Annotated in this window: 23 protein-coding genes; 13 read left to right on the forward strand and 10 right to left on the reverse strand. The window is 63.3% G+C overall.

The window, feature by feature from the left end; all coding sequences use genetic code 11:
• The first annotated feature begins 20 nt into the window (after positions 1–20).
• Both N5P29_RS19145 and N5P29_RS19150 read left to right on the forward strand, forming a co-directional pair.
• Positions 21–1,499 carry a WXG100 family type VII secretion target gene (locus tag N5P29_RS19145; RefSeq protein ID WP_262276362.1) on the forward strand — a complete coding sequence of 493 codons (1,479 nt, stop codon included), beginning with the start codon at positions 21–23 and terminating at the stop codon, positions 1,497–1,499.
• Positions 1,496–2,122 carry a hypothetical protein gene (locus tag N5P29_RS19150; protein WP_262276363.1) on the forward strand — a complete coding sequence of 209 codons (627 nt, stop codon included), beginning with the start codon at positions 1,496–1,498 and terminating at the stop codon, positions 2,120–2,122. The genes N5P29_RS19145 and N5P29_RS19150 overlap by 4 nt, the downstream gene beginning before the upstream one ends.
• A gap of 25 nt (positions 2,123–2,147) precedes the next feature.
• On the opposite strand, the gene N5P29_RS19155 is transcribed toward N5P29_RS19150, so the two are convergent.
• Entirely contained in the window at positions 2,148–2,603 is a 456-nt protein-coding gene (locus N5P29_RS19155) for an Lrp/AsnC family transcriptional regulator (protein ID WP_144662223.1), read from the reverse strand.
• Between the two features lie 101 nt (positions 2,604–2,704).
• Here N5P29_RS19155 and N5P29_RS19160 point away from each other — a divergent pair, with 101 nt between their 5' ends.
• On the forward strand, positions 2,705–3,346 hold the full coding sequence (locus N5P29_RS19160; RefSeq protein ID WP_262276364.1) for a LysE family translocator: 642 nt from the start codon (positions 2,705–2,707) through the stop codon (positions 3,344–3,346).
• Here the strand turns inward: N5P29_RS19160 and N5P29_RS19165 are convergent.
• The 3 genes from N5P29_RS19165 to N5P29_RS19175 form a co-directional block, all read right to left on the reverse strand.
• Positions 3,343–3,810, reverse strand: a complete 468-nt coding sequence (locus N5P29_RS19165) for an SRPBCC family protein (RefSeq protein ID WP_262276365.1) — start codon at positions 3,808–3,810, stop codon at positions 3,343–3,345. The genes N5P29_RS19160 and N5P29_RS19165 overlap by 4 nt on opposite strands.
• On the reverse strand, positions 3,807–4,172 hold the full coding sequence (locus N5P29_RS19170; RefSeq protein WP_262276366.1) for an ArsR/SmtB family transcription factor: 366 nt from the start codon (positions 4,170–4,172) through the stop codon (positions 3,807–3,809). Before N5P29_RS19170 ends, N5P29_RS19165 begins: the two co-directional genes overlap by 4 nt.
• Positions 4,173–4,267: 95 nt before the next feature.
• Positions 4,268–5,239 (reverse strand): hypothetical protein, encoded by a 972-nt coding sequence (locus N5P29_RS19175; protein WP_262276367.1) that lies wholly within the window; start codon positions 5,237–5,239, stop codon positions 4,268–4,270.
• A 156-nt stretch (positions 5,240–5,395) separates the two neighbouring features.
• On the opposite strand from N5P29_RS19175, the gene N5P29_RS19180 reads away from it, so the two are divergent.
• Entirely contained in the window at positions 5,396–5,875 is a 480-nt protein-coding gene (locus tag N5P29_RS19180) for a DUF4383 domain-containing protein (protein WP_262276368.1), read from the forward strand.
• 143 nt (positions 5,876–6,018) lie between these two features.
• On the opposite strand, the gene N5P29_RS19185 is transcribed toward N5P29_RS19180, so the two are convergent.
• From N5P29_RS19185 to N5P29_RS19200, 4 genes are all read right to left on the reverse strand, one after another.
• Positions 6,019–6,822, reverse strand: a complete 804-nt coding sequence (locus N5P29_RS19185) for an IclR family transcriptional regulator (protein ID WP_262276369.1) — start codon at positions 6,820–6,822, stop codon at positions 6,019–6,021.
• 86 nt (positions 6,823–6,908) lie between these two features.
• The gene (locus tag N5P29_RS19190) at positions 6,909–8,165 is read right to left on the reverse strand and encodes an aminopeptidase P family protein (protein WP_262276370.1); all 1,257 of its coding nucleotides are present in this window, start codon (positions 8,163–8,165) and stop codon (positions 6,909–6,911) included.
• Between the two features lie 27 nt (positions 8,166–8,192).
• Entirely contained in the window at positions 8,193–9,551 is a 1,359-nt protein-coding gene (locus N5P29_RS19195; protein ID WP_262276371.1) for an MFS transporter, read from the reverse strand.
• 433 nt (positions 9,552–9,984) lie between these two features.
• On the reverse strand, positions 9,985–10,656 hold the full coding sequence (locus tag N5P29_RS19200; RefSeq protein WP_262276372.1) for a GntR family transcriptional regulator: 672 nt from the start codon (positions 10,654–10,656) through the stop codon (positions 9,985–9,987).
• Between the two features lie 152 nt (positions 10,657–10,808).
• On the opposite strand from N5P29_RS19200, the gene glyA reads away from it, so the two are divergent.
• The 7 genes from glyA to purU are packed head-to-tail and all read left to right on the forward strand — an operon-like array spanning position 10,809 to position 19,615.
• Complete coding sequence (gene glyA / locus N5P29_RS19205) at positions 10,809–12,149, forward strand: serine hydroxymethyltransferase (protein ID WP_262276373.1); 1,341 nt, start codon at positions 10,809–10,811, stop codon at positions 12,147–12,149.
• Positions 12,146–13,366: a sarcosine oxidase subunit beta family protein gene (locus tag N5P29_RS19210; protein ID WP_262276374.1), complete on the forward strand. Its 1,221-nt coding sequence runs from the start codon at positions 12,146–12,148 to the stop codon at positions 13,364–13,366. The genes glyA and N5P29_RS19210 overlap by 4 nt, the downstream gene beginning before the upstream one ends.
• Before the next feature lie 17 nt (positions 13,367–13,383).
• Complete coding sequence (locus N5P29_RS19215; protein ID WP_262276375.1) at positions 13,384–13,749, forward strand: sarcosine oxidase subunit delta; 366 nt, start codon at positions 13,384–13,386, stop codon at positions 13,747–13,749.
• On the forward strand, positions 13,746–16,691 hold the full coding sequence (locus N5P29_RS19220) for a 2Fe-2S iron-sulfur cluster-binding protein (RefSeq protein WP_262276376.1): 2,946 nt from the start codon (positions 13,746–13,748) through the stop codon (positions 16,689–16,691). Before N5P29_RS19215 ends, N5P29_RS19220 begins: the two co-directional genes overlap by 4 nt.
• Positions 16,684–17,322, forward strand: a complete 639-nt coding sequence (locus tag N5P29_RS19225) for a sarcosine oxidase subunit gamma (protein ID WP_262276377.1) — start codon at positions 16,684–16,686, stop codon at positions 17,320–17,322. Before N5P29_RS19220 ends, N5P29_RS19225 begins: the two co-directional genes overlap by 8 nt.
• Positions 17,322–18,713, forward strand: a complete 1,392-nt coding sequence (locus N5P29_RS19230; RefSeq protein ID WP_262276378.1) for an L-serine ammonia-lyase — start codon at positions 17,322–17,324, stop codon at positions 18,711–18,713. The genes N5P29_RS19225 and N5P29_RS19230 overlap by 1 nt, the downstream gene beginning before the upstream one ends.
• A gap of 2 nt (positions 18,714–18,715) precedes the next feature.
• Positions 18,716–19,615 (forward strand): formyltetrahydrofolate deformylase, encoded by a 900-nt coding sequence (gene purU, locus N5P29_RS19235; protein ID WP_262276379.1) that lies wholly within the window; start codon positions 18,716–18,718, stop codon positions 19,613–19,615.
• 89 nt (positions 19,616–19,704) lie between these two features.
• Here purU and N5P29_RS19240 read toward each other — a convergent pair whose 3' ends face one another.
• A complete protein-coding gene (locus tag N5P29_RS19240; protein WP_262276380.1) occupies positions 19,705–21,183 on the reverse strand; it encodes a PucR family transcriptional regulator in 1,479 nt (492 codons plus the stop codon).
• Between the two features lie 108 nt (positions 21,184–21,291).
• On the opposite strand from N5P29_RS19240, the gene N5P29_RS19245 reads away from it, so the two are divergent.
• Positions 21,292–22,836 (forward strand): purine-cytosine permease family protein, encoded by a 1,545-nt coding sequence (locus tag N5P29_RS19245; RefSeq protein ID WP_262276381.1) that lies wholly within the window; start codon positions 21,292–21,294, stop codon positions 22,834–22,836.
• Positions 22,833–23,780, forward strand: coding sequence for a polysaccharide deacetylase family protein (locus N5P29_RS19250; RefSeq protein ID WP_262276382.1), 948 nt, complete (start codon positions 22,833–22,835; stop codon positions 23,778–23,780). The genes N5P29_RS19245 and N5P29_RS19250 overlap by 4 nt, the downstream gene beginning before the upstream one ends.
• 83 nt (positions 23,781–23,863) lie before the next feature.
• Here the strand turns inward: N5P29_RS19250 and N5P29_RS19255 are convergent, their stop codons facing one another.
• Positions 23,864–24,373: a DUF456 domain-containing protein gene (locus N5P29_RS19255; RefSeq protein ID WP_262276383.1), complete on the reverse strand. Its 510-nt coding sequence runs from the start codon at positions 24,371–24,373 to the stop codon at positions 23,864–23,866.
• Positions 24,374–24,388 lie beyond the last annotated feature (15 nt).

The following is a 24,388-nucleotide window of genomic DNA, read 5'->3' on the forward strand; positions in this document are numbered from 1 at the left end:
CACACTACATTGGGGGCAACGTGGCGGGTAACTTCTACGGCGCGGACGTCGCGCAGTTGCGGCAGTTGGCCAAGGAGCTTGCCCGCAACGCGGACAATCTCACGCATCTGGGTCAACAGTTATCCGGCACCATCACCAACAGTCAGTGGCGGGGGAACGACGGCGACCGCTTCCGTCACGAATGGAACAGCTCGCACCTGCGCGCCCTCCAAAGCGCGGCTTCCGGCATTAAGGCAGCCTCCCGGAATCTGTTGCAGAATGCCGGGGAACAGGAAACCGCGAGTACCCAGGGCGGGGTGGGCGGTGCCGGCTCCGGAGGCCTTGGTTCCGGCGGAAGCGGCCAGGAGCTCACGGATCTGTTGAACGGGATGACTCCCGAAGAGCGCGCGGATTACCTGCGCAGCGACGAGTTCAAGAAGTGGGCGCTCGAGCATCCCCAGGAAGCCAAAGCGGCCATGGACGCGGCAGCCGACTCGGGACTTATAGAGAAAAAGTCTCCCGAGTACTCCCAGTTCCTCAGCGACTATTGGAACCAGCAGGCCATGCGGGAGATGGGTATGGACCCTTCCACGTGGGACACCAGCAAGGGCACTGAGTACAACTGGGAGACCATCAAGAAGGTCTACGACTTCTACGGTCAGGCATTTCTGGCCAATCCGGACCTCCAGTGGGCCGGCATGGCCAACATGATCGGCCCATCCTTCGCCGGCGGATTCAAGGACATGGCCATGCTGCGAGATCTGGCACGGCAGATCGCAGACAATCCCGCGTCGGATATCCCCATCCCGGTACTCGACCAAATCGAGCAGCTCGCCGGCATGACTGATGCCGAGATCAAGTTCTACGAGACCTCCATGCTGGACATGAACAAAGAGATCTTCCTGGACCAGGCCCGGCAGCACCAGGCCTACATGAATGGCGGCATTGACGAGATCAACCGCCTCCGTGACTCCGGCGCCATCGACCCAGCTACCGCAAAGGCGTGGGCGCAGATTAATTCGGGCGACCCGGCACAGGTCAAGGAGGGCAACACGGCCCTGCTGTACCGGGAGCAGAACGAGATCATCGCCGACGATTACGACAACATGCGCAACCACCCGGGCGGGGAAGCCGTGACCTACATGGTGACGCTGGCAGGTGAACCCTCCATTCCCGGAGCAAAGAGCTACCCCGAAGTGTTCCCGTACAAGTTCAGCGTGGAAAGCCCTGGGCCACAGAACCTCCCGTTCACCAATTGGGACAACCCAACGCAGTTCCGCACGGACTTCACCACTGGATTCCCCGACGGCAACATTGCCGACGCCGATCAACGCTGGGCCCTGATCAAGCAGGACACCCTCCCGGCCTACCAAAACCTCCTGGCCAACAATCCACAGCAGGCCCGGGACATCATCGGCTCGGACTTCAACGGCCGTGTTGAGCAGTACAGGCCCACCAACAACATTCCGGGCATCATGGACCGGTTCCTGGATGGCTTTGACGCAGAGGTCCACCAATGACCCGCACCATGAGAGTCCTGGGACTGGCCGCTGCGTGCGTGGGACTCCTCACCACCTCGGCATGCCAGATCCCCGTCCCCGCTTCACCATCAACGTCCCAAGGGAGCACAGTGATTACCTCGGATTATTCCACTCTTGATGCTGCAGGTGTTGACCGGATCAGGACCGACAAACGGGCCAAGCTGGACATGAGCAGCGGCGCGCTGCAGAAGTCGGCCGTACGGGTATCCGGGGACAGCTACGGCCCGGAGATCAACACCCAGGACTCCGGGAAAATAGACCTGACCATTGTGGGACCCAAGGGTGAGATCCGCGCCCAGACAGACCGCATCAGGTTCAAGACCACCGATGCCCGTCCTGATTTCACCGAAGTCACCTACTTCCTCACCGCGGATTCCGCAGAGGGTTTTGCTGCTTTGATCCGCGACGGAGTGGAGAAGTACGGTATCGACGCCGACGACGCCGAGCGATGGATCTCCGCCAACGGCAAGGACTCATCAACAAAAAGCGACTACTCCTTGACCTCGGGCAACAGCACCGGACTGGAGGTCAACTACGACCTCCGTTTCGATGGCTCCAAGGAAACCCAGGTCATCATCGTCCACGTCATCCCGGCCAGCTGAGTGCCCCGCCGGGTCGCTGACCCGGCTAAACCGGCGGCCCGATGTTCGTCTTAAGGTTTTTCATGACCAATGTGGACGTGAGTCGTTCCACCGCGGGCAGGGCGGCAAGCTCGTCGTCGTAGAAGCGCTGGTAGGCCGGCAAATCCGCTGCTATGACCTTCAGCAGATAGTCGGGGGAACCAAACAACCGCTGGGCCTCCACGATGTTCGGGTTGGCGGTAACCCTGGCTTCGAAAGCCGCCATAGTTCCCCGGTCCACCTGGCGCAGGGTAACGAACACGATCGCTTCGAACCCGAGCCCGACAGCCGCAGGGTCGATGTCCGCACGGTATCCGCGAATCACCCCCGTCGACTCCAGATCCCGGAGCCGGCGATGGCAGGGAGCCACCGTCAATCCGACCTTGGACGCCAACGCCGTGGCAGTCATTCGACCATCCTCTTTGAGGTGACGCAAAATACTTCTGTCTATACCGTCAATCACGCAATAATCTTACGCAGCGAGCGCTCCTGAGAGCTAAAAAAGGAAACACTTATGGGCTGATTTTCCCTAGAGTTTTCCTACCAACAAGCTCTGGAGAGATCGTGAATCCGCAACTGTTCTTCGCCTTCATCATCGTGGCAGTCACCTTGGCCTGCACGCCCGGCGTCGACTGGGCGTACTCGATTTCGGCGGGGCTGCGCCAACGCAGTTTCGTGCCCGCAGTTGCCGGCCTCTGCAGCGGTTACGTCATCCACACCCTCCTGATGGCGGCTGGACTGGCCGCACTCCTCGCCGGAGTCCCCGGGCTTCTGGGTTCGCTGACAATCGCCGGTGCGGCCTACCTGCTGTGGCTCGGCATCGGCACCATCCGCTCGTGGCGAGGTGCGAGCTTCAGTGCGGAAGACGGCGTCGTGCATTCCGGAAACCAGCTCCGCACGTTCTTCCAGGGCATGGGCACCAGCGGCATCAACCCCAAAGGGCTGCTGTTCTTCGTCGCCCTGGTGCCCCAATTCGTCAGTCCCGAGGCCGCACTGCCTGTCCCGGTCCAGTCCGGCCTGTTGGGACTGACTTTCGTGGTCCTTGCCGGCCTGGTCTACACCGCTGTTGCCCTGACATCGAGGAAGCTGCTCGCGTCCCGGCCGGGTGCCGCGCGGGCCGTGACGCTGACCAGCGGGATCATCATGATCGGGTTGGGAACTGTGCTGTTGTCGGAGCAGATCCTGCCGCTGCTGCTGCACGTTTAACCGGCAAGCAGCTCGTCCAGGCGCTCATACCCTTCAACTACGCCATAGTTCATGCCTGTAGCCAGCGCCATGTCGCGTGCTTCCACGGTCGGATAGACCTCGTGGGCGACGATCCGGGTGCGGCCGTCGATTTCCTCGAAAGTGGTGGTGCTGATGCCCACTTGGTTGGGGGCGCCGTCAAATTCGAACGTCATGATGATAAGCGCATCGGTTTCGACCGTGTGGAAGATACCGCGGAAGCCGAACATGGAGTCTTCGTGCCCGCTCTCGTAGTGCCAGCTGCCGCCCGTGGTTGCGTCGTACTTGGTGACGTTCAGCGTGGCGTTGCGCGGCCCCAGCCATTTGGCCAGGAGGTCGGGGTCAACGTGGGCTTTGAAGACCGCGCTGACGGGCGCATCGAATTCCCGGACTGTGTCGACGAAGGGGACGCCGTCGTCTGCGGTGATGGTGGTTGGATTGCTCATTTCGGTTCTTCCTTTGTTTCTTGTTCCTGTTCGGAGGTGGCGAGCAGTTGGTCGAGCCTCCTGTAGCTGGACTCGGCGATCAGGCGGTACTGGTCGATCCACGCCGTCATGCGTTCAAGGGCGGCGGCGTCCAGATGGACGGGCCTGCGCTGGGCGTCGCGGGAACGGGTCACCAGTCCTGCATGTTCCAGGACCTGAATGTGCTTGGACACTGCCTGCTTGGTGATGGCGAACGGTTCCGCGAGCTCGTTGACGGTGGCATCTCCCCGGGAGAGCCGGGCAACAATGGCCCGCCGGACCGGATCGGCCAGTGCCATGAAGGCCCTGTCCAAGGTGTCGGGGTGGCCGACTTCCTGTTCCATCGTTTGTTTGACCTCTCGTAGTCAACCAATCATTTGATCAATGAATTGGTTGATTAAGAGATTACGCCTACGCGACAGCCAGCACAATGGGTTTTTTATTCGCCGCCGAGTTGCCGGAAGTCGTTCTCCCAGAGGCGGCGCATTTCGGCGTCTTTGCGGATCACATCCATGGATTCCAGCTCGGCCGGCGGAGCTTGCCGCATGGACCGCGGCGTCAACGTCCTGCGCCCCTGGTCCAAGGCCAGAAGAGCCCGGTCCGTCAGGGCATCGTTCTTCAGCGCCAGATTTGTCTTCCTGCGGCGAAGGACCTCCTTCAAGGCCACTTGGGCTGACTCAAAGTCACCCCGCGCGCGCTGTGACCGCGCCCGGATCAGCAGCAGGGCTGCCGAAAGATCGTCGGTGTTCAGCAGGCCTTCGGTCCAGACCACCACGTCCCGGTGGCGCTCCAGCGAGAACGCCGCCGTGCAGCGGGCCAACGCAGAAGGCAACGACGGCGGCAGACCCACCACAGCTTCAAGGGCGGCCTCGGTCATTCCCATTTCCCGCAGGCAATGGGCCAGCGCCAGGAATACGGATTCTTCACTGAACAGCACGGGAACCTCTATGCGTTCGGCGACCTCAACCCGGTTGACCACCTGCCCGAGGTACATCGCCGAGAACTGGCTGGCGTCGTCGTCGATCCTGGTAGTCAACCCGCGCTGCAGCAGTTCGGACGCGCGCAAGTATCCGCCATGTTTGTAGACCAGCAACCCGGCCATGATGTGGCACAACCCCGCCCACCCGGGATTCGACCGCGCGAAAGCGAGCAGGCGGTCCGGATCAGTGGAGGAAAAGACGGCATCGTGCATGGCCTTCGCCGCCTTCGAGGACAGCATCTTCAACCTCGGGACGCTGCCCACAACGGACAAACGTGCATGGTCCCGGCCACTGAGAACCCCCGAAAGGACATCATTCACGCCGTCAGCCAGGCCACGCACAGGCGTCCGGACGTAGCCCTCGCGGAAGGGCGTCAGATCCCGGACATCATGAAAAATGGTGTGCACGCGACCGTTCGGCACTTGGCTCATGAATCCATGCTAACCGGCTCCTGAACCGGGCCGATCCCCTGCTATCCGGAGCATTTCAGGAGTATTATGGCGGCGTCGGCAAGGTTTTGCCACACCCCTTGCCGCAGGTCGGCTCTCCAGGAGAAGAGCCGGATAACCGCGTGAAAGGGAGGACTGATGACCACCGCTTCGCACCCTGCCGAACACCACCACATGATGGGGTTGACACTTCGCAACACCGCCATGGGCGTTGGCATTGTATTTCTGCTGGTAGGCGTCCTGGGCTTCATCCCGGGAATCACCACCAATTACGGCGCCATGACCTTTGCGGGACATGAATCCGGCGCCATGCTGCTTGGAGTCTTCCAAGTGTCCATACTCCACAACATCGTTCACCTGCTGTTCGGCGCGGCCGGCTTGGCCATGGCAAGGAACGACCGCATGGCCCGCCTGTTCCTGCTGGGCGGCGGCGCCGTGTACATCGTCCTTTGGATCTACGGCCTGGTCATCAACCAGGGAACGGGCGCCAACTTCATCCCGTTCAACACGGCCGACAACTGGCTCCACCTGATCCTTGGCGTAGCCATGATCGGCCTGGGCGTCTGGCTCGGCAGGGATGTCATGGACGAAACAGCCGCGACTCGAAGGAAGATGTAAGCCCTCGATATTTGCGGAAACAACGACGGCGGCCGCCCCTTTGAGGGGACGGCCGCCGTTCTCGTGCCGCGACTTGGCATTTGATGACAATGTTCGCGTGCCGCACTGCCATTAACTGCCACCTCGGCGTCGCCTCACACTGCCTACTGCGGCGTGCGGCCGCCCAGGCGGGTGGTGACCTTGGCCGCGGCTTCCGCGCAGGCCTCGCCGAGACTGGTCAGCACGTCCTGCGAGACGCGGAACTTCGGGGCAGGGATCAGGACGGCGGCCACGATGTTGCCACGGTGGTCATGGACCGGGGAGGCAACACCGACTTCCTCAATGGAGGTTTCACCGAAATTGACGGCCCACCCACGAGCCGCGCTTTCCTTCAGACGGTCAAGGTAGGTCTCCACGGAAGCATCATCGAGCCCGGGCAACGTGATGGATCCGCCGCGAAGCAGGTTCCGGACCCGTTCGTGGTCTTCGGCAGCCAGGAAAACCTGCACCGATGAACTCAACGCCTCGTTGTAGCGGGCTCCGAGCGGGGCCAGGTGTTTCACCTGGTGGCGGCTGGGGATCTGCTCCACGCACATGGATTCGACGCCGTTCCACACCATAAGTGCGCTGGTCTCGCCCGTGCGCTCGGTCAACTCGCGGAGGACGGGATAGGCGACACGCCGCTCTTCGAGTTCCGCCAGGAGGGGGCCCGCCATCGCGATCATGCCCAGCCCCAAGCGGAACCTGCGCGAATCGACGTCGCGCTCCACTAAACCCTCTTGCTCCAAAGTCGCCAAAATCCGCGAAATGGTGCTCTTGTGCAGGCCAATCCTGCTTGCGATCTCCGTGACTCCCAGAAGGGGTTCGTCGGCAGAGAAGCTTCGGAGGACTGCGATGGCGTTGACGATGACCGAGGTGCTCTTGCTGTCGCCGTTATTTGGAGCGTCGCTGGATTCGGAGGGAGTCATGGGTTCACTATATTTCGCTGCGGGCTGCTGGCGTTGCGGCCCTGGAACCGGTGGACGCCGTGCACTGCGCCCACCGGCCGCATCACTTACGCTCCGATGATGTTGTACTCAGGGCCGAACGGGAACTTGGTGATGTTCTCCGCGCCGTGTTCGCCCACCACCAGGATGTCGTGCTCGCGGTAGCCGCCCGCACCCGGCTGGCCGTCCAGAACAGTGATCATCGGTTCCATGGACACCACCATGCCCGGCTCAAGGACAGTATCGATGTCTTCGCGCAGTTCCAAGCCGGCTTCGCGGCCGTAGTAGTGGCTGAGCACACCGAACGAGTGGCCGTAGCCGAAGGTCCGGTTCGCCAGGAGGCCGTGGCTGATGTAGATCTCGTTGAGCTCGGCAGCGATGTCCTTGCAGACAGCGCCCGGCTTGATGAGTTCCAGTCCGCGCTTGTGGACCTCAACGTTGATGTTCCACAGTTCCAGGGAACGGGCATCCGGTTCGCCATAGAACAGGGTCCGCTCCAATGCCGTGTAGTATCCGCTGGTCATGGGGAAGCAGTTCAGGGACAGGATGTCGTGCTCCTGGATCTTGCGGGTGGTGGCCCAGTTGTGGGCGCCATCGGTGTTGATGCCCGATTGGAACCACACCCAGGTGTCGCGGATCTCCGAGTCCGGGAACGTCCGGGCGATCTCGTGGACCATGGCCTCGGTGCCGATCAGGGCAACCTCGTATTCAGTGATGCCGGCGGTAATGGCGTTACGGATGGCTTCGCCGCCGAGATCGCCGATGCGGGCGCCGTGCTTGATGACCGCGATCTCTTCATCCGACTTGATCATGCGCTGGCGCATTGCTGCCTGGGCGACGTCCACCAGCGTTGCTCCGGAGAAAGCGGCCTGGATCTTGTTGCGGTTATCCAACGGCAGGGAATCATCTTCGACGCCGATGCGGCGCGGGTTGATACCGCGGGTGCGGAGGACTTCCTGGATGGCGTGGATGTAGTTGTCCCGACGCCAGTCGGTGTACACGAGGTTCTCGCCGTAGCTGCGGCGCCAAGGCATCCCGGCGTCGATATTTGCCGTAATGGTGACCGTGTCGTCCTTGGTGACCACCATGCCATACGAGCGGCCGAAGTAGGTGAAGAGGAAATCGGAGTAGTACTTGATGGAGTGGTAGCTGGTGAGGATGACGGCGTCGAGGTCCTTTTCGGCCATAATGGCTCGAAGGCCGCTGAGGCGGCACTGGAATTCGGCGTCGGAGAAAGTCAGTGAGACTTTTTCGCCGTTGTTGAGGACTTTGGTGCGCTCGAGTTTCGCGACGTCGTTGACGGACTCGTTCTGGGTAATGGTCATGGTGATTCCTTTCAATGGGTGGTTGATTTAGTCCTGCTGCAGCGGCTTCTTGGACGTTTCTGCTGCGAAAAGGACTGCGATGAGGGAAACCAGGGAGGCGGCCACGAGGTACCAGCCGGGAGCCAGCTGGTTGTGGGTCATGCCGATGAGGAGTGTGGCCATGAATGGTGCAGTGCCACCGAACAGGGCGTTGGAGAGGTTGAAGCTCACGGCAAAGCCGGTGTAGCGGACCTTGGTGGGGAAGAGTTCGGCGAGGAAGCTTGGCAGGGTGCCGTCATTTAGCGTGAGCATCCCGCCGAGGAGGATTTGAACCAGCACGATCACCAGGAAGTTGCGGGTGTCCAGGAGCATGAAAGCTGGCACGGTCAACAGGATGAAAAGGACGGATGCGGTCAGGAGCATGCGCTTGCGGCCGAATTTGTCTGAAGCGATACCGGTCAGGAAGATAAAGCCGATATAGCTGGCCAGTGCAATGGTGGTGGCCAGGAATGACTCCGCGGCTCCGAAGCCCAGCTCCTCCGACAGGTACGTCGGCATGTAGCTCAGGATGACGTAGAAGCCCACGGCATTGAGCAGCACCGCACCTGTTGCGATGATGAGCTGCTTCCGGTAGGTCCTGAACATGGCGAAGGCAGGTGCTTTGACTGCGGTGTCCTTCTCGGCCAGTTCACGGAATGCCGGCGTGTCCTCCAGCTTGGTGCGGATATAGCGGCCGATCAGGCCCATCGGCGCCGCGAGCAGGAACGGCAGGCGCCACCCCCATTCGTTCAACTGCTCCGCGGTGAGCACTGAACTCAGCAGGGCGGCCAGCAGGGATCCCAGCAGCAGTCCCGCTGCCGTACTTGCAGGCACGACGGCGGCATAGAGTCCGCGCTGATTGGCCGGTGCGTACTCCACCAGGAAGGCCGAGGCACCTGCATACTCGCCGGCCGCCGAAAAGCCTTGGACCACACGGACCAGGAGGAGAAGGACGGGCGCCATGACGCCGATCGTTGCGTATCCCGGAATCAGCGCAATGCAGAACGTAGCAACTGACATCAGCAGGATGGACAGGGACAACGCCTGCTTGCGTCCGATCCTGTCGCCGATGTGGCCCCAGATGAAACCGCCGAGTGGCCTCACGAAGAAGCTGATGGCGAAGACACCGAAGGTCGCCAGGAGCGCCGTTTGGCGGTCGGACTCCGGGAAGAAAACCGAGGAGATGATGCCGGCCAAGTAACCGTAAACGGCGTAGTCGAACCATTCGACAAAGTTGCCGATGAAGCTGGCAGTGACCACTCGCCGTCGAGTGTCTTTGCTGACTGTGTTCTTAAGGCTGGGTGTGTTGTTGTGGCCCGAGGCGGAGGATATGCCTTGCTCGGCTGCCACAGAGGATTCATTGCTCATGTGTCCACCAAAATCATTGGGGTTGCATCAAACGCAACGCTGTTGCATCAGACTACGTGTGTGGTGGATCACGGTCAAGAGGCTATTTTTAAGCTGAAATTGGTTGTCAAGGGAAATTCACAGGGGAACGAGTCATGACTGAAAACCATCAAAAGTTGCAGTGAACGGTTCAAGGTTGCGACGACCGCCCAAATGGCCTCCACCCTCACTCACATCCCCCACCCTTCAACCCAACCCTCACTCACGCAAAGCAAAAGCCCGACGTCGGCACCCGGCCTGGGTGCCGACGTCGGGCCCTTCTGGCCAGCCGAAGTCTCGCGGGACGTGAGAGAGGGTCGGGCGCAAGCACAGGGGATGTGAGAGAGGGTGCGCCTCAAGCAGGCGGGACGTGAGAGAGGGTGCGCCTCAAGCAGGCGGGATGTGAGAGAGGGTGCTACAGGACTTTGCGGATGGTCTCTTCGAAGCTCACCACGTGGTGCATGGCGAGCTTGGCGGCGAGTTCTTCGTCGCCGTCGGCAATGGCGGTGAGGAGCTCGGCATGCTCGGAGATGTGCCCTGAAACGGAGGGCATCTTTTCCAGCATGTGGCACCAAATGCGGGTGGCGAGGTTGTCGTACCGGATGAGGACGTCCTCGAGGTGCGCATTGGCCGAGGCCTTGTAGATCAGCCGGTGGACCTGAATGTCGTAGCGCATAAGTTCCGCGGAGGACGCATCCTGACCCTCGAGGTCACGGATGGCGGCAGCGACGTCACGCAGCTCGGACCGCATGGCTGGACTGGCCATGCGCGCAGCCTTGCGTGATGCGAGCGGCTCCAGGAGTTCGCGGATTTCGGAGACTTCGGCGAGCTGGGTGATGTCCACGCCGGTGGCGAAGGTGCCCCGGCGGGGGTACGAGACCACGAGGTGGTCGCTCTCAAGGCGCTTGATGGCCTCGCGGACTGGCGTTCGGCCGATCCCGAGTTCTGCCGCGACCTGCCCGTCATTGATGGGGTCGCCCGGCTTGATGTCCAGCATGATGAGCCTGTCGCGGAGGAGCAGGTAGGCGTTATCCGCCAGGGACGTACCCTGCGGGACTGTTTCCAAAGCTTCCAGTGCTGTGCTCATCGCCTTCTCCCAACGCCGTATCCCCCCAGTCTGCACGAGGACTTTCAGCAGATCTGTTGACGACTATGTGATCTCCAACATACCATGGCAACAGTTCTAATATATTAGTTGACTAACAGTCAGCCACCACCCGTACTTCTAAGGAGAACACCATGGTTGCACCGTTGATCCGCCCGCTCGCCGAGGCGGACCCGGAGGTTGATCAGGCGATCGCCCAGGAACTTGTCCGCCAGCAGTCCACGCTGGAAATGATCGCCTCGGAGAACTTCGCCCCTACCGCCGTTATGGAGGCCCAGGGCTCGGTGCTCACCAACAAGTACGCCGAAGGCTACCCGGGCAAGCGCTACTACGGCGGCTGCGAGCACGTTGACGTCATCGAGCAGCTCGCCATCGACCGCTTGAAGTCACTCTTCGGGGCGGAATTCGCCAACGTCCAGCCCCACTCCGGCGCCCAGGCCAACGCTGCAGCAATGCACGCCCTCATCACGCCCGGCGACACCATCATGGGCCTCAACCTCGCCCACGGCGGCCACCTCACCCACGGCATGCGGATCAACTTCTCCGGCAAGCTCTACAATGTTGTCCCCTACAGCGTCCGCGAAGACACCCACACCATCGACATGGCCGAGGTCGAGCGCCTGGCCGTCGAGAACAAGCCCCAGCTGATCGTTGCCGGCTGGTCCGCCTACTCCCGCCAACTGGACTTCGCCGAGTTCCGCCGGATCGCCGACTCCGTGGGCGCCTACCTGATGGTGGACATGGCACACTTCGCCGGCCTGGTGGCAACAGGACTCCACCCGAGCCCGGTCCCCCACGCCCACATCGTCACCAGCACCACTCACAAGACCCTCGGCGGTCCCCGCGGCGGCGTCATCCTCACCAACGACGCCGACATCGCCAAGAAGGTCAACTCCGCCGTCTTCCCCGGCCAGCAGGGCGGACCACTGGAACACGTCATCGCAGCCAAGGCCGTGGCCTTCAAATTTGCTGCAGAGCCCGAATTCAAGGAGCGCCAGGAGCGCGTCCTTGAAGGCTCCAAGATCATTGCTGAGCGTCTCCTTAAAGAAGATGTCGCAGCAGCCGGCATCTCCGTCGTCAGCGGCGGTACCGACGTTCACCTGGTCCTCGTGGACCTGCGCAACTCCGAACTCAACGGCCAGCAAGGTGAAGACGCGCTGCACCACATCGGTATCACCGTCAACCGCAACCCCGTGCCGTTCGACCCCCGCCCGCCGATGGTCTCCTCCGGCCTGCGCGTCGGCACCCCGGCACTGGCTGCCCGCGGTTTCGGCGCCGAGGAATTCACCGAAGTCGCGGACATCATTGCGACGGCGTTGATCGCCTCTGCTGCCAGCGGCACCCTGGGTGACCAGACCGCCGTCGAACTCCGCGGCCGCGTTACCGCACTCGCGGAGAAGTTCCCGCTTTACCCCCACCTCGGCAATGGCGCCGAATCCGTATTCGAAGCAGAAATGATTGGAGCAGCCCAGTGAGTGTCGACCACCTCCCCGAACACCCTGACTTCCTCTGGCGCAACCCGGAACCCAAAAAGTCCTACGACGCAGTGATCGTTGGCGGCGGCGGGCACGGCCTCGCCACCGCCTACTTCCTGGCCAAGAACCACGGCATGACCAATATCGCCATCCTGGAAAAGGGCTGGCTGGCCGGTGGCAACATGGCGCGCAACACCACGATCATCCGTTCCAACTACCTCTGGGACGAGAGCGCCGCCATCTACGAGCACGCCCTCAAGCTCTGGGAAATCCTGCCCGAGGAACTCGAGTACGACTTTCTGTTCAGCCAGCGCGGTGTCATGAACCTCGCCCACACTCTGGGCGATGTCCGCGAAAGCATGCGCCGCGTCGGCGCCAACCGCCTCAACGGTGTGGACGCCGAATGGCTCGAGCCGGACCAGGTCAAGGAACTCTGCCCCATCCTGAACACCAGCGACAACATCCGCTACCCCGTCATGGGCGCCACGTACCAGCCGCGCGCAGGCATCGCCAAGCACGACCACGTTGCCTGGGCCTTCGCCCGCAAGTGTGACGAGCTGGGCGTGGACATCATCCAGAACTGTGAAGTCACCGGCTTCATCAAGGACGGCAACCGCGTCACCGGCGTCAAGACCACCCGCGGCACCATCAACACGGAAAAGGTTGGCCTCGCAGCCGCTGGCCACAGCTCGGTACTGGCGGAAATGGCCGGCTTCCGCCTCCCGATCCAGTCCCACCCGCTGCAGGCCCTCGTCTCCGAGCTGCACGAACCCGTCCACCCGACCGTGGTCATGTCCAACCACGTCCACGTCTACGTTTCCCAGGCCCACAAGGGTGAACTGGTGATGGGTGCCGGCGTCGACTCCTACAACGGCTACGGCCAGCGTGGTTCCTTCCACGTGATCGAGGAGCAGATGGCAGCAGCCGTGGAGCTCTTCCCGATCTTCGCCCGGGCACACGTGCTCCGTACCTGGGGCGGCATCGTGGACACCACGCTGGACGCTTCCCCGATCGTCGGCGTGACCCCGGTGGAAAACATGTTCGTCAACTGCGGCTGGGGAACCGGCGGTTTCAAGGGAACCCCGGCAGCGGGCCTCACCTTCGCCCACACCATTGCCACCGGCGCTCCGCACGAGCTCAACGCCCCGTTCGCACTGGAACGCTTCGAAACCGGTGCCCTCATCGACGAACACGGCGCCGCAGCCGTGGCCCACTAAGACAGGAAGGCAAGGACATGCTCCTCATTTCATGCCCCAACTGCGGGCCACGCGACGAAACCGAATTCCACTACGGCGGACAAGCACACGTCCCCTACCCGGAAAACCCGAACGACCTCACGGACCGTGAATGGGCTGAATACCTGTTCTACCGCGAGAACACCAAGGGCACCTTCGCCGAGCGCTGGGTCCACAGCACCGGTTGCCGCCAGTGGTTCAACATGCTGCGCGACACCGTGAGCTACGACATCCACTCCATCTACGCGATGGGCTCACCGCGGCCGGACATTGCGGGCCAATCAGCACAAGGCCAAGCCGGCGGACCCGGCCTGGCCCCAGGCGCCCCCACCACAACCACCTCCCCGGAAGGAGCCCAGAAGTGAGCAGCCAGAACGCCCGCCTCGCTACCGGCGGCCGCATCGATCGCAGCATCTCATGGCGCTTCACGGTGGACGGCCAGGAATTCACCGGCCACCCGGGAGACACCATTGCGTCAGCGCTGCTGGCCAACGGCCACATCAACGCCGGCAACTCCCTCTACGAGGACCGCCCCCGCGGCATCATGGCCGCAGGTGTGGAAGAGTCGAACGCCCTGGTCAAGATCGCACCCCGCTTCCCGGGCCACGTCGCCGAGTCGATGCTCCCGGCCAGCGCAGTTTCGCTGGTTGACGGCATGGACATTGAGCTCCTGTCCGGTCTGGGCAAGCTGGACCCCAACGAGGACAAGGCAGAGTACGACAAGAAGTACGTCCACACCGATGTCCTGGTAGTGGGCGGTGGCGTTGCCGGCTTGGCAGCAGCACGTGAAGCAGTCCGCACCGGCGCCCGCGTCATCCTGATCGACGACCAGCCTGAGCTTGGCGGCTCGCTGCTCTCCGGCTCCACGGCCCCCGGGCTGCAGGAAACCATCGAAGGCAAGCCCGCCCTCGAGTGGGTGGCAGACGTCGAGGCCGAACTCGTTTCCGCCGCCGAATGCACGGTCTTGAACCGGACCACAGCCTTCGGCTCCTACGATTCCAACTACGTCATCGCGGCCCAGAACCGCACGGATCACCTGAGCGTCCCGGCAGCCCCGGGCGTCTCGCGCCAGCGGATTTGGCACATCCGTGCTGCACAGGTTGTCCTGGCCCCTGGCGCCCACGAGCGTCCGTTGGTTTTCGAGAACAACGACCGCCCGGGCATCATGCTCGCCTCTGCCGCCCGCTCCTACCTGAACCGCTACGCCGTGGCCGCCGGCTCGCGGGTGGTCATCAGCACCACCAACGACTCCGCTTACGCACTTGCCGCGGACCTGAAGGCAGCAGGCGTACCGGTTGCCGCCGTCGTCGATGCCCGTCCGCAGATCAGCGCGAAGGCCGCAGCCGCCGTCGAAAGCGGTATCCGGGTCCTGATCGGCAGCGCCGTTGCAGACACCAGCGCAGATGAGTCGGGTCGCCTGAACGGCGTCACCGTCCGCAGCATCAACGACGACGGCGAACTCACCTCGGGCGTCGAACAGCTGGCTGCCGATCTGCTCGCCGTTTCCGGTGGCTGGAGCCCCGTGGTCCACCTCCACAGCCAGCGCCAAGGCAAGCTGCGTTGGGACGATGAACTCGCTGCGTTCATCCCGTCCAGCGTTGTCCGCGACCAGCAGGTGGTGGGCGCAGGCCGTGGCAGCTACGAGCTGCAGGATTGCCTGGCTGAGGGTATCTCCGCCGGTGCGGCCGCTTCGATCGCTGCCGGTTTCGAGTCCGCAACCACCCCGTCCGAGCTGAAGGCTCCAGTGGCAAGTGCCCCGACCCGCCAGCTGTGGCTGGTGCCGGGCCAGACCGGCGAGCCGGGCGAGTGGCACAACCACTTCGTCGACTTCCAGCGCGACCAGTCCGTGGCCGACGTCCTCCGCTCCACCGGAGCGGGCATGCGCTCGGTGGAACACGTCAAGCGGTACACCTCCATCAGCACGGCCAACGACCAAGGCAAGACCTCCGGCGTCAACGCGATCGGTGTCATCGCCGCAGCGCTCAAGCACGGCGGCGCGGATTCTGTTCCGGGAATTGGCGAGATCGGCACCACCGCGTACCGTGCCCCGTTCACCCCGGTCGCCTTCGCAGCCCTGGCCGGCCGCCAGCGCGGCGAGCTCTTCGACCCCGCCCGCGTAACGTCCATCCACCCGTGGCACGTTGCCCAGGGTGCACTGTTCGAAGACGTTGGACAGTGGAAGCGCCCCTGGTACTACCCGCAGGACGGCGAGGACATGGACACCGCGGTACTGCGCGAGTGCGCCGCAGTCCGCGACTCCGTGGGCTTCATGGACGCCACCACCCTCGGCAAGATCGAAATCCGTGGCAAGGACTCCGGCGAATTCCTGAACCGTGTCTACACCAACGCTTTCAAGAAGCTCGCTCCCGGATCGGCCCGCTACGGCGTCATGTGCACGCTGGACGGCATGATCTTCGACGACGGCGTGACCCTTCGCCTGGACGAAGACACCTACTTCATGACCACCACCACCGGTGGCGCAGCCAAGGTCCTGGACTGGCTGGAGGAGTGGCACCAGACGGAGTGGCCGGAACTCGATGTGGTCTTCACCTCCGTGACGGAGCAATGGAGCACCATCGCCGTCGTCGGTCCCAAGTCCCGGGCAGTCCTCGCGAAGGTGGCCCCGCAGCTTGCCGAAAACGGTGGGCTGGAAGCGGAAAACTTCCCGTTCATGACGTTCCGCGAAACCACGCTGGCCTCCGGAGTTCAGGCCCGCGTCTGCCGGATCTCCTTCTCCGGTGAACTGGCCTACGAAATCAACGTTCCCTCCTGGTACGGCCTCAACACCTGGGAAGCCGTTGCTGCCGCTGGTGCCGAGTTCAACATCACCCCGTACGGCACCGAAACCATGCACGTGCTCCGCGCCGAGAAGGGCTACCCGATCGTCGGCCAGGACACCGATGGCACGGTCACTCCCCAGGACGCCGGCATGGACTGGATTGTTTCCAAGGCCAAGGACTTCATCGGCAAGCGTTCCTACCTACGCCAAGACGCCAGCCGCGAGGACCGCAAGCACCTGGTGAGCGTCCTTCCGGCCGACCACTCGCTGAGGCTTCCCGAAGGCACCCAGCTCGTGGAGAAGGGCATCGCGGTCAACCCCGCCAACGGCCCCGTTCCCATGGAAGGCTTCGTGACCTCGAGCTACCACAGCGCCGCCCTTGGCCGTTCCTTCGGCCTGGCGCTGATCCAGAACGGCCGCAACCGCATCGGTGAGACGCTCCAGGCTTCCCTGGGCGACCAACTGGTGGACGTGGTTGTTGGCGAAACCGTACTTTTTGATGCTGAAGGGACCCGCAAAGATGGCTGAAACAGCAGCACCCGCAGAAATCGTGAGCAGCCTCCGGGGCGCCCGCCGCAGCCCGGCAGAGCACCTCAGTGACGCTTTCACCTCCGGTTCCGTTCCCGGAACGGTCACTCTCACGGAAATCCCCTACCAGACCATGGTGGGCGTGCGCGTCGACAGGACGTCCGACGCCGGTGCCCGGGTTGCGTCCGTGACCGGCGGCTTGCCTGCCGCCAGCGGTGAGGTAGTAGCCTCCGGTGCAACCAGCACCATTTGGCTCGGCCCCACCGAGTTCCTGGTAGTGGCCCCCGAGGAGTCCCACGACTCGCTCGGCGGCTCCCTGGTGGGCGACCTGACCACTACCATGGGCGGCGACTCCGGCCAGGTAGTGGATCTGTCCGCCAACCGCACCACGTTCGAGCTCTCCGGCAGCCACGCCCGCGCGGTGCTGGAAAAGACGTGCTCCCTGGACCTCCACCCCCGCGTCTTCAAAGCCGGGACGGCCCTTTCCACGGAACTCGCACACATCCCGGTGGTGCTCTGGAAGACCTCGGACGAGTCCTACCGGATTCTTCCCCGGGCCTCGTTCGCCGACTTCCTGGGCCGCTGGATCCTGGACGCCATGCGGGAGTACGCATCCCCTGAGGTCCCGTAATGGCACTGAGTGTGCTCGACCTGTTTTCCGTGGGCATCGGGCCGTCATCGTCACACACGGTGGGCCCGATGCGCGCGGCAAAGCAGTTCACGGATGGTCTTGAATCGTCCGGCCAGCTTCCGGCAACGGTGCGCGTCCAGGCTGAGCTTTTCGGCTCCCTGGGCGCCACCGGCCGTGGCCACGGCTCGGACAAAGCCGTGGTGCTGGGACTGCAGGGGCACTCCCCCGAGACCGTTGACACCCGCACCGCGGATGACCAGGTTGCGGCAGCCGCCCTCGACGCCGAACTTCGGTTGGGCGGCGACCACCGGGTGGACTTCAACTGGGATGAGGACGTCGTCCTCCACCGCCGCAAGTCCCTTCCGGCCCACCCCAACGGCATGACTTTCCGCGCCCTGGACCATACAGGGACGGTACTGCGGGAACGCAGCTACTACTCCATCGGTGGCGGCTTCGTGGTGGACGGAGACGCCTCCGGGGCCGACAAGGTCGTCGCGGACGACACCGTCCTGCCCTACCCCTTCTCCACCGCAGATGAACTGCTGGCCATCTGCGAACGTGAAGGCAAGTCGATCTCGGACATCATGCTGGCCAACGAATTGGTGTGGCGTTCCGAGGAAGAGCTTCGGGAGCGGCTCCTGGGTATCTGGGCCGTCATGCGCGAATGCGTGGACAACGGCTGCTCAGCCGAGGGCATCCTGCCGGGAGGCCTGAAGGTCAGGCGACGGGCGCCGTCGTTGTTCAAGAAGCTGTCCGAAACCGACGCCGGCCTGAACGGCGCAAACTCAGCCGACCCGCTCCTCGCAATGGAATGGGTCAACCTGTTCGCCCTTGCCGTGAACGAGGAAAACGCCGCCGGCGGACGGATCGTCACGGCGCCCACCAATGGGGCAGCGGGCATCGTTCCGGCCGTGCTGCACTACTACACCAAGTTCGTTCCGGGAGCCAACGACGACGGCGTCGTACGGTTCCTGCTGGCGGCGGCCGCCGTCGGAATCCTGTTCAAAATCAACGCTTCCATCTCCGGTGCCGAAGTTGGCTGCCAAGGCGAGGTGGGTTCTGCCTGCTCCATGGCCGCGGCCGGGCTCTGCGAAGTCCTCGGCGGGACTCCGGAACAAGTGGAGAACGCCGCAGAAGTGGGGATCGAGCACAACCTGGGCCTGACGTGTGATCCCGTGGGCGGGCTGGTGCAGATTCCCTGCATCGAACGCAACGCGATCGCCAGCGTCAAGGCCATCAACGCCGCGCGCCTCGCCCTGCACGGCGATGGCAGCCACAAGGTCTCCCTGGACAAAGCCATCAAGACCATGCGCGAGACCGGCGCCGACATGAAATCCAAGTATAAAGAGACCTCCCGTGGAGGCCTCGCCGTCAATGTAGTGGAGTGCTGAGCATGACTGCCATCCAAACTGAAACCGCCGTTTCTTCCGGCGGTGACACCACCGTGGAGCACGTCCTGACCCTGGACTGCCCTGAGGGTCCCGGAATCGTGCATGCCGTTTCCGGCTTCCTGCTGGAACACGGCTGCGACATCATCGACAACAAGCAGTTCGGAGACCGCGCCGAAGGCCACTTCTTCATGCGCGTGCACTTCGCATCGGACGGGGACGAGTCCACGCTGGAGACCCTGCGTGCCGCGTTCTGCCCGGTCGGCGAGAAGTACGGCATGAACTGGCAGCTTGAACGCCAGGGATCCAAGCGGCGCGTGCTGATCATGGTGTCAAAGTTCGGACACTGCCTGAACGACCTCTTGTTCCGGGCGCGTATAGGTGAATTGCCCATCGATGTGGTGGGCGTCGTGTCCAACCACACCGACCACCAGGGTTTGGCCGAATGGCACGGAATCCCGTTCTTCCATGTGCCCGTCACGGCTGCCACCAAGCCTGCCGCCGAGGCCCGACTGCTGGAGATCATCGACGAGCTGGATGTTGAGCTCGTGGTGCTGGCCCGCTACATGCAGGTCCTCAGCGATGATCTGGCACGCAAGCTCGATGGCCGCGCCATCAACATCCACCACTCGTTCCTGCCGAGCTTCAAGGGTGCCAAGCCCTACCACCAGGCATACGCGCGTGGCGTGAAAACCGTGGGTGCCACAGCCCACTACGTCAACGGCGAACTGGACGAAGGTCCCATCATCGCCCAACAGGTTGTGGAAGTGGACCACACGTTCGGGCCGGACGATCTCGTAGCCGCCGGCCGGGACACCGAATGCAAGGCCCTCAGCAACGCCGTTCGCTGGCACTGCGAAGGACGGATCATCCTCAACGGGAACAGGACGATCGTGCTGAAGTAGGTCCTTGCTTGCACGAACCGACTTCGCGGGTCCGCTGCCTGTTCGCTGTTCCTCAACGGCGAACCGGGCAGCGGTCCCGCGATTTCGCGTCAGGGGGCTTGAAGCCGCGCCAACCGCGTCGCGAGATGCAACGCCGCCAGGCGGCCTGTTCCCCGCGGGTCACCACCGCAGAGCTCGAAGATCCGTTGCAGCCGGTGATGCAGGGACTGCCGTTCCAGATGAAGTTCGCGTGCCGCTTGGGCCGTGTTGCATCCGGTGTCCAGCCATACGGTCAGCGTTGCCAAAAGCCCGGACCGCCTCAAGCGGTCATGTTCGACGACGGCACCCAGCTGCCGCTGCACGAAACTCTCCCGTACCGCCGGCTCCAAATACGGGCCGGCAAGCAGCTCAACGGCGAACGCCTCAGAGTCTGCTACCCCGTCCCCCGAGCACGGCAGGTCAAGTGTCCGTCTCGCTTCCGCGAGCGACCAGGGCGCCTCATCGATCCCCATTCCGAGCGGACCAACAGCCATCGCCGAACCTGCGGGCATTTCGAGTGAGCGCAGCGCTTCAAGCAACGCCGTGCGTCCGGCCTTTCCCCCTGCAGGCCAGGCCGCAAGCGCAATCAGCTCGGCATTGTCCGCATAGCTCGCGCTGTGCGCCACCCTGGTGTTCAGCAATTCGTCCACCGCGGCACGCAGATTCCCGGCTCCTGTCGAGCGGATTACGACGGCGGCCACCGCACCGTTGACGGCGAAGCCCGCGGCGGGGCCGAGTTGCCGCAATTGCCATGACTGGCTTCCGGAATTAATGGCCCGCATGAGCTCGATCCCCGCGAGCTCCTTCAGTCCGGGCGGCATTCGTTGCATGAGGGCCAACCCCAGGATGTCGACACAACGCTCCCCCGCCACGCGCGCCATCCCGGGGTCGCCGCCGTCGGGCACGTGCAGTTCAAGGCGGGCGGCCAGCACGCCCCGCACCGGTACGTCCACTGAAGTGACGTCACCGGCGTCGTCAGTCGCCAGTGGTCCCGCCGCACCAAGAGTCAGACCCGAAGGCGAGACCAGCCGCGCGCCAACCAAGGCCTTTTCTGCCAGCACGGCAAGGAGTTGGTCCAGCCCTGCGCCGTGGGCGAGTTCGGCTGCCATGGCGTGGCTCGCCTGGTCACCCCGCTGGAGCTGCGCCACGGATTCGCTGACGAGAAGGGAATTGATTTCCTGCATAACGGCAACAAACGGGACTACCCGGCGAAGTTCGATCAGCGGCAGCCCTGCAGCCTGGGCCTCGTCGAGCATGACGGCGGGGACCTCGGGCAGTGCCGGGCCGGTTTCGAGTGCCAGCGCAGCAATCCCACGCCCGGCCAATCCCCGCACGTATTCAGCCTGCCGTTCTTCTCCCGCGCCGGCGAGCGCCTGGCCGCCGCTGAGGAGCAGTTCACCGCCGCTCAGCAGAGGCGCGATATCCAGGACTTCGCTCGAGTGGACCCACCTGACAGATCTCTCGAGTGCCTCGGGGACTTGATTGAGAAGGCGCGGATCGGCGGCTTTGAGGCTTGCATACTCCAAAGCAGCACCCAAGAAGATTGGCATGACACTCCGTATGGTTGTTGGCGTTTCGTTTAGACACATCGTATCTTGTTGCTGTGATCTGACCCACATACGCTGGGAGAGTCCCTTTCACACACGGAGGCTCTCCCCATGCAAGACAACCTCTCCCCCGCGTCTTCCACCCCATCCCCTGCGGGCTCAGCGCAGTCAGGTCCGGCAACGGCGCCGGGCCATGACAGCGAAGCCTGGCTCCAGCCCATCCCCGAGTCCGACCGCACACGCAAAGTTTCCGGACAGTTCTGGATCTGGGCCGGCGCCAACCTCGCCCCGATCAACTGGGTCCTGGGTGCACTCGGCATCCATCTGGGCCTCGGTTTCGCCGACACGGTGATCGTCCTGGTCCTGGGAAACCTGATCGGCATGCTCCTGTTCGGCTGCTTCGTACTGCTCGGCCAAAAGACCGGCGCTACGGGCATGGTCCTGGCCCGTGCCGCCTTTGGTCGCCGCGGCAACTATCTTCCCGCGGCCATCCAGGCCCTCCTGGTGATTGGCTGGTGCGCGGTGAACACGTGGATCATCCTTGACCTGGTGATGGCGCTCTTCGGAACCCTCGGCTGGGTGGACCCCGAGGCAAAGAACTACGCCTGGAAAATCGGCGTCGCGACGGCCATCATGGCCGCGCAGGTGGCCATCGCATGGTTCGGCTACAAAGCCATCGCAGCCTTTGAGAAGTGGACGGTCCCGCCCACCATCATCATCCTGGCCGTCATGTCAGCTGTCGCCTGGTTCGGCATGAAGATCGACTGGGGCTATGCCGGCCCGGCCGGCAACATCCTGGAAGGATCCGAGAGGATCGCCGCCATGAGCGCCGTCATGACCGCCATCGGCATTGGCTGGGGCATCACCTGGTTCACCTACGCCGCAGACTACTCACGCTTTGTCAGCACCTCTGTTCCCAAGCGCAAGGTCTACCTTGCCTCTGTGCTCGGCCAGTTCATCCCTGTCGTATGGCTGGGCGTACTTGGGGCAAGCCTGGCAACCAACAGCGGCGAAATCGACCCCGGCAAGCTGATCGTGCAGAACTTCGGTGTCATGGCGTTGCCCGTTCTGCTCATGGTGCTGCACGGTCCCATTGCCACGAACATCCTTAACATCTACACGTTCTCCGTGGCCACGCAGGCGTTGGACATCAAGATCAGCCGCCGCAAGCTCAACATTTTCGTCGGCATTTTTTCTCTGATCGCCGTCATCTTTTTCATCTTCCAGGAGGACTTCGCAGCAGTGCTCGATGCCTGGCTGATCGGCCTGGTAGCGTGGGTCGCCGCCTGGGGCGGCGTCATGCTGGTGCATTACTTCTGGCTGGACCGCCGCTGGCCGGCCAAGGTGGACCGCCTCTTCGACCCGGTCGGCACACACAGGCTGCCGGTGGTCAACTGGGCGGGAATCGTCTCTCTCCTGGCGGGCATCTTCTCCACGTGGCTGTTCATGTACGGCCTGGTTCCAGCCATGCAAGGGCCGATCGCTGTTGCCCTGGGCGGCTGGGACCTCTCATGGCTGGCCGGCGGACTCAGCAGCGCCATCGTGTACGCAATCCTGGGTCCGCAGGCCCACAAGAGGTACCTTCTGGCCGACTCAAACCACGTTTCACTCACTCAGCCTGCACCCGCGCTGGCCGTTGAAAGGACCACAGCATGAACCAGCCGGCTTTCGCTGATTCCCTCCACCCCGTTACGTGGCCTTCCGGATACAAGGCAGCGGCATCCTTCACGTTCGATGTCGACGCCGAGTCCTGCACCATCGCCCACGATCCCTCCAGCACCAGGCGCATGTCCCTCATGAGCCACCAGTCGTACGGCCCGAAGATCGCTGTTCCACGCTTGCTGCAGATCCTGGACCGCCAGGGCATCAAGGGAACGTTCTTCATCCCGGGCTTCACGGCAGAAAGCTATCCGGACGTCGTGCGCAGGATCGCCGATGGCGGCCATGAAATTGCCCATCACGGTTACCTCCACGAGCCAATGCGGGGAATCGACGCCGCCACTGAGGCCAGCTACCTCGACCGGGGCCTTGAAGCATTGGCCAATGTCGCCGGCGTCCGTCCCGTTGGTTACCGCGCACCGTGGTGGGAATTGAACTGGCAGTCAGCGGCGCTCCTTGCTGACCGCGGCTTCCTTTACGATTCAAGCCTGCTCGACGGCGATGCCCCCTACCGCCTTTCCGTCGCCGACGGCGATCCCCGCGACATCGTGGAGATCCCAGTGGACTGGGCTTTGGACGATTGGGAGCAATACGGCTTCTATCCGGGCGTTACGGGCAGCGGCGTTATCGAGAGCCCCGCCAAGGCGCTGGAGATGTGGACCCTCGAAGCGCAGGCCCACCATGCCCAGGGCAGCTGCTTTGTCCTGACGAACCACCCGTTCATCTCAGGCAGGCCATCCCGTGCCGTGGCACTGGAAGAGCTGATTGAGCGGGTCAAGGATCTGGATGGCATGTGGGTGACAACCCTTGCGGAGATCGCGCAGCACACCAAGGACACAGTGCAGGAGATCCACACGCATGCGCGGATCGATGTCCCCCTCTTCCCCGGGGCAGGAGCAACTTTCCGCCCGGCACGGGTTCAGGTGCCCACTCTCCACTAAGCCCTCCGCCGCATCCGCCGAGGTGGCATTTGATGACAGTCCGAGCGCCTCGCATTGTCATTAAATGCCGTCTCGGCGAGCCGTCAGGGGCCGCCGTACACCGCCTCAACCCACACCCCGATGATCCACGTACTCGCGGCAGCGCAGGCCAGGGCAAACTCCACCAGCATCCCGATCCCTGTGGCTTTCAGCGCCGCCCCGCTGGAACGCAAGGCAACCTGGACATTGCGGGTGCGCAGGACTTCACTCAGCAGAAGCCCCACGGCGAACCCCACAAAGAGCCCCACCACAGGTATGACGAACATACCCACCACACCAACAACCACGCCGATCAGGACGGACCTGTTGGGGATTCCATGCTGCTTCATTTTGCGCCCGGTCAACACAGCGCTGGCGGCCATCCCCGCCACGACGAACAGCATTCCCACTGCGAAGATCACCCAGCCCATGGGCCCGGCCCCGCCCCAGATGGCCCACACCAGCAGGCTGGCGCCGATCAGGATGCTGCCCGGCAAGACGGGAATGATGGTTCCGACCACGCCCACGGCAATGGCCAGGCCGCAGAGGATGGTCACGATGAGTTCGGCGTTCATGGCACCCAGTCTAGG

It is taken from the genome of Paenarthrobacter sp. JL.01a (assembly GCF_025452095.1).
In the GTDB taxonomy this organism is placed as follows: Bacteria; Actinomycetota; Actinomycetes; order Actinomycetales; family Micrococcaceae; genus Arthrobacter.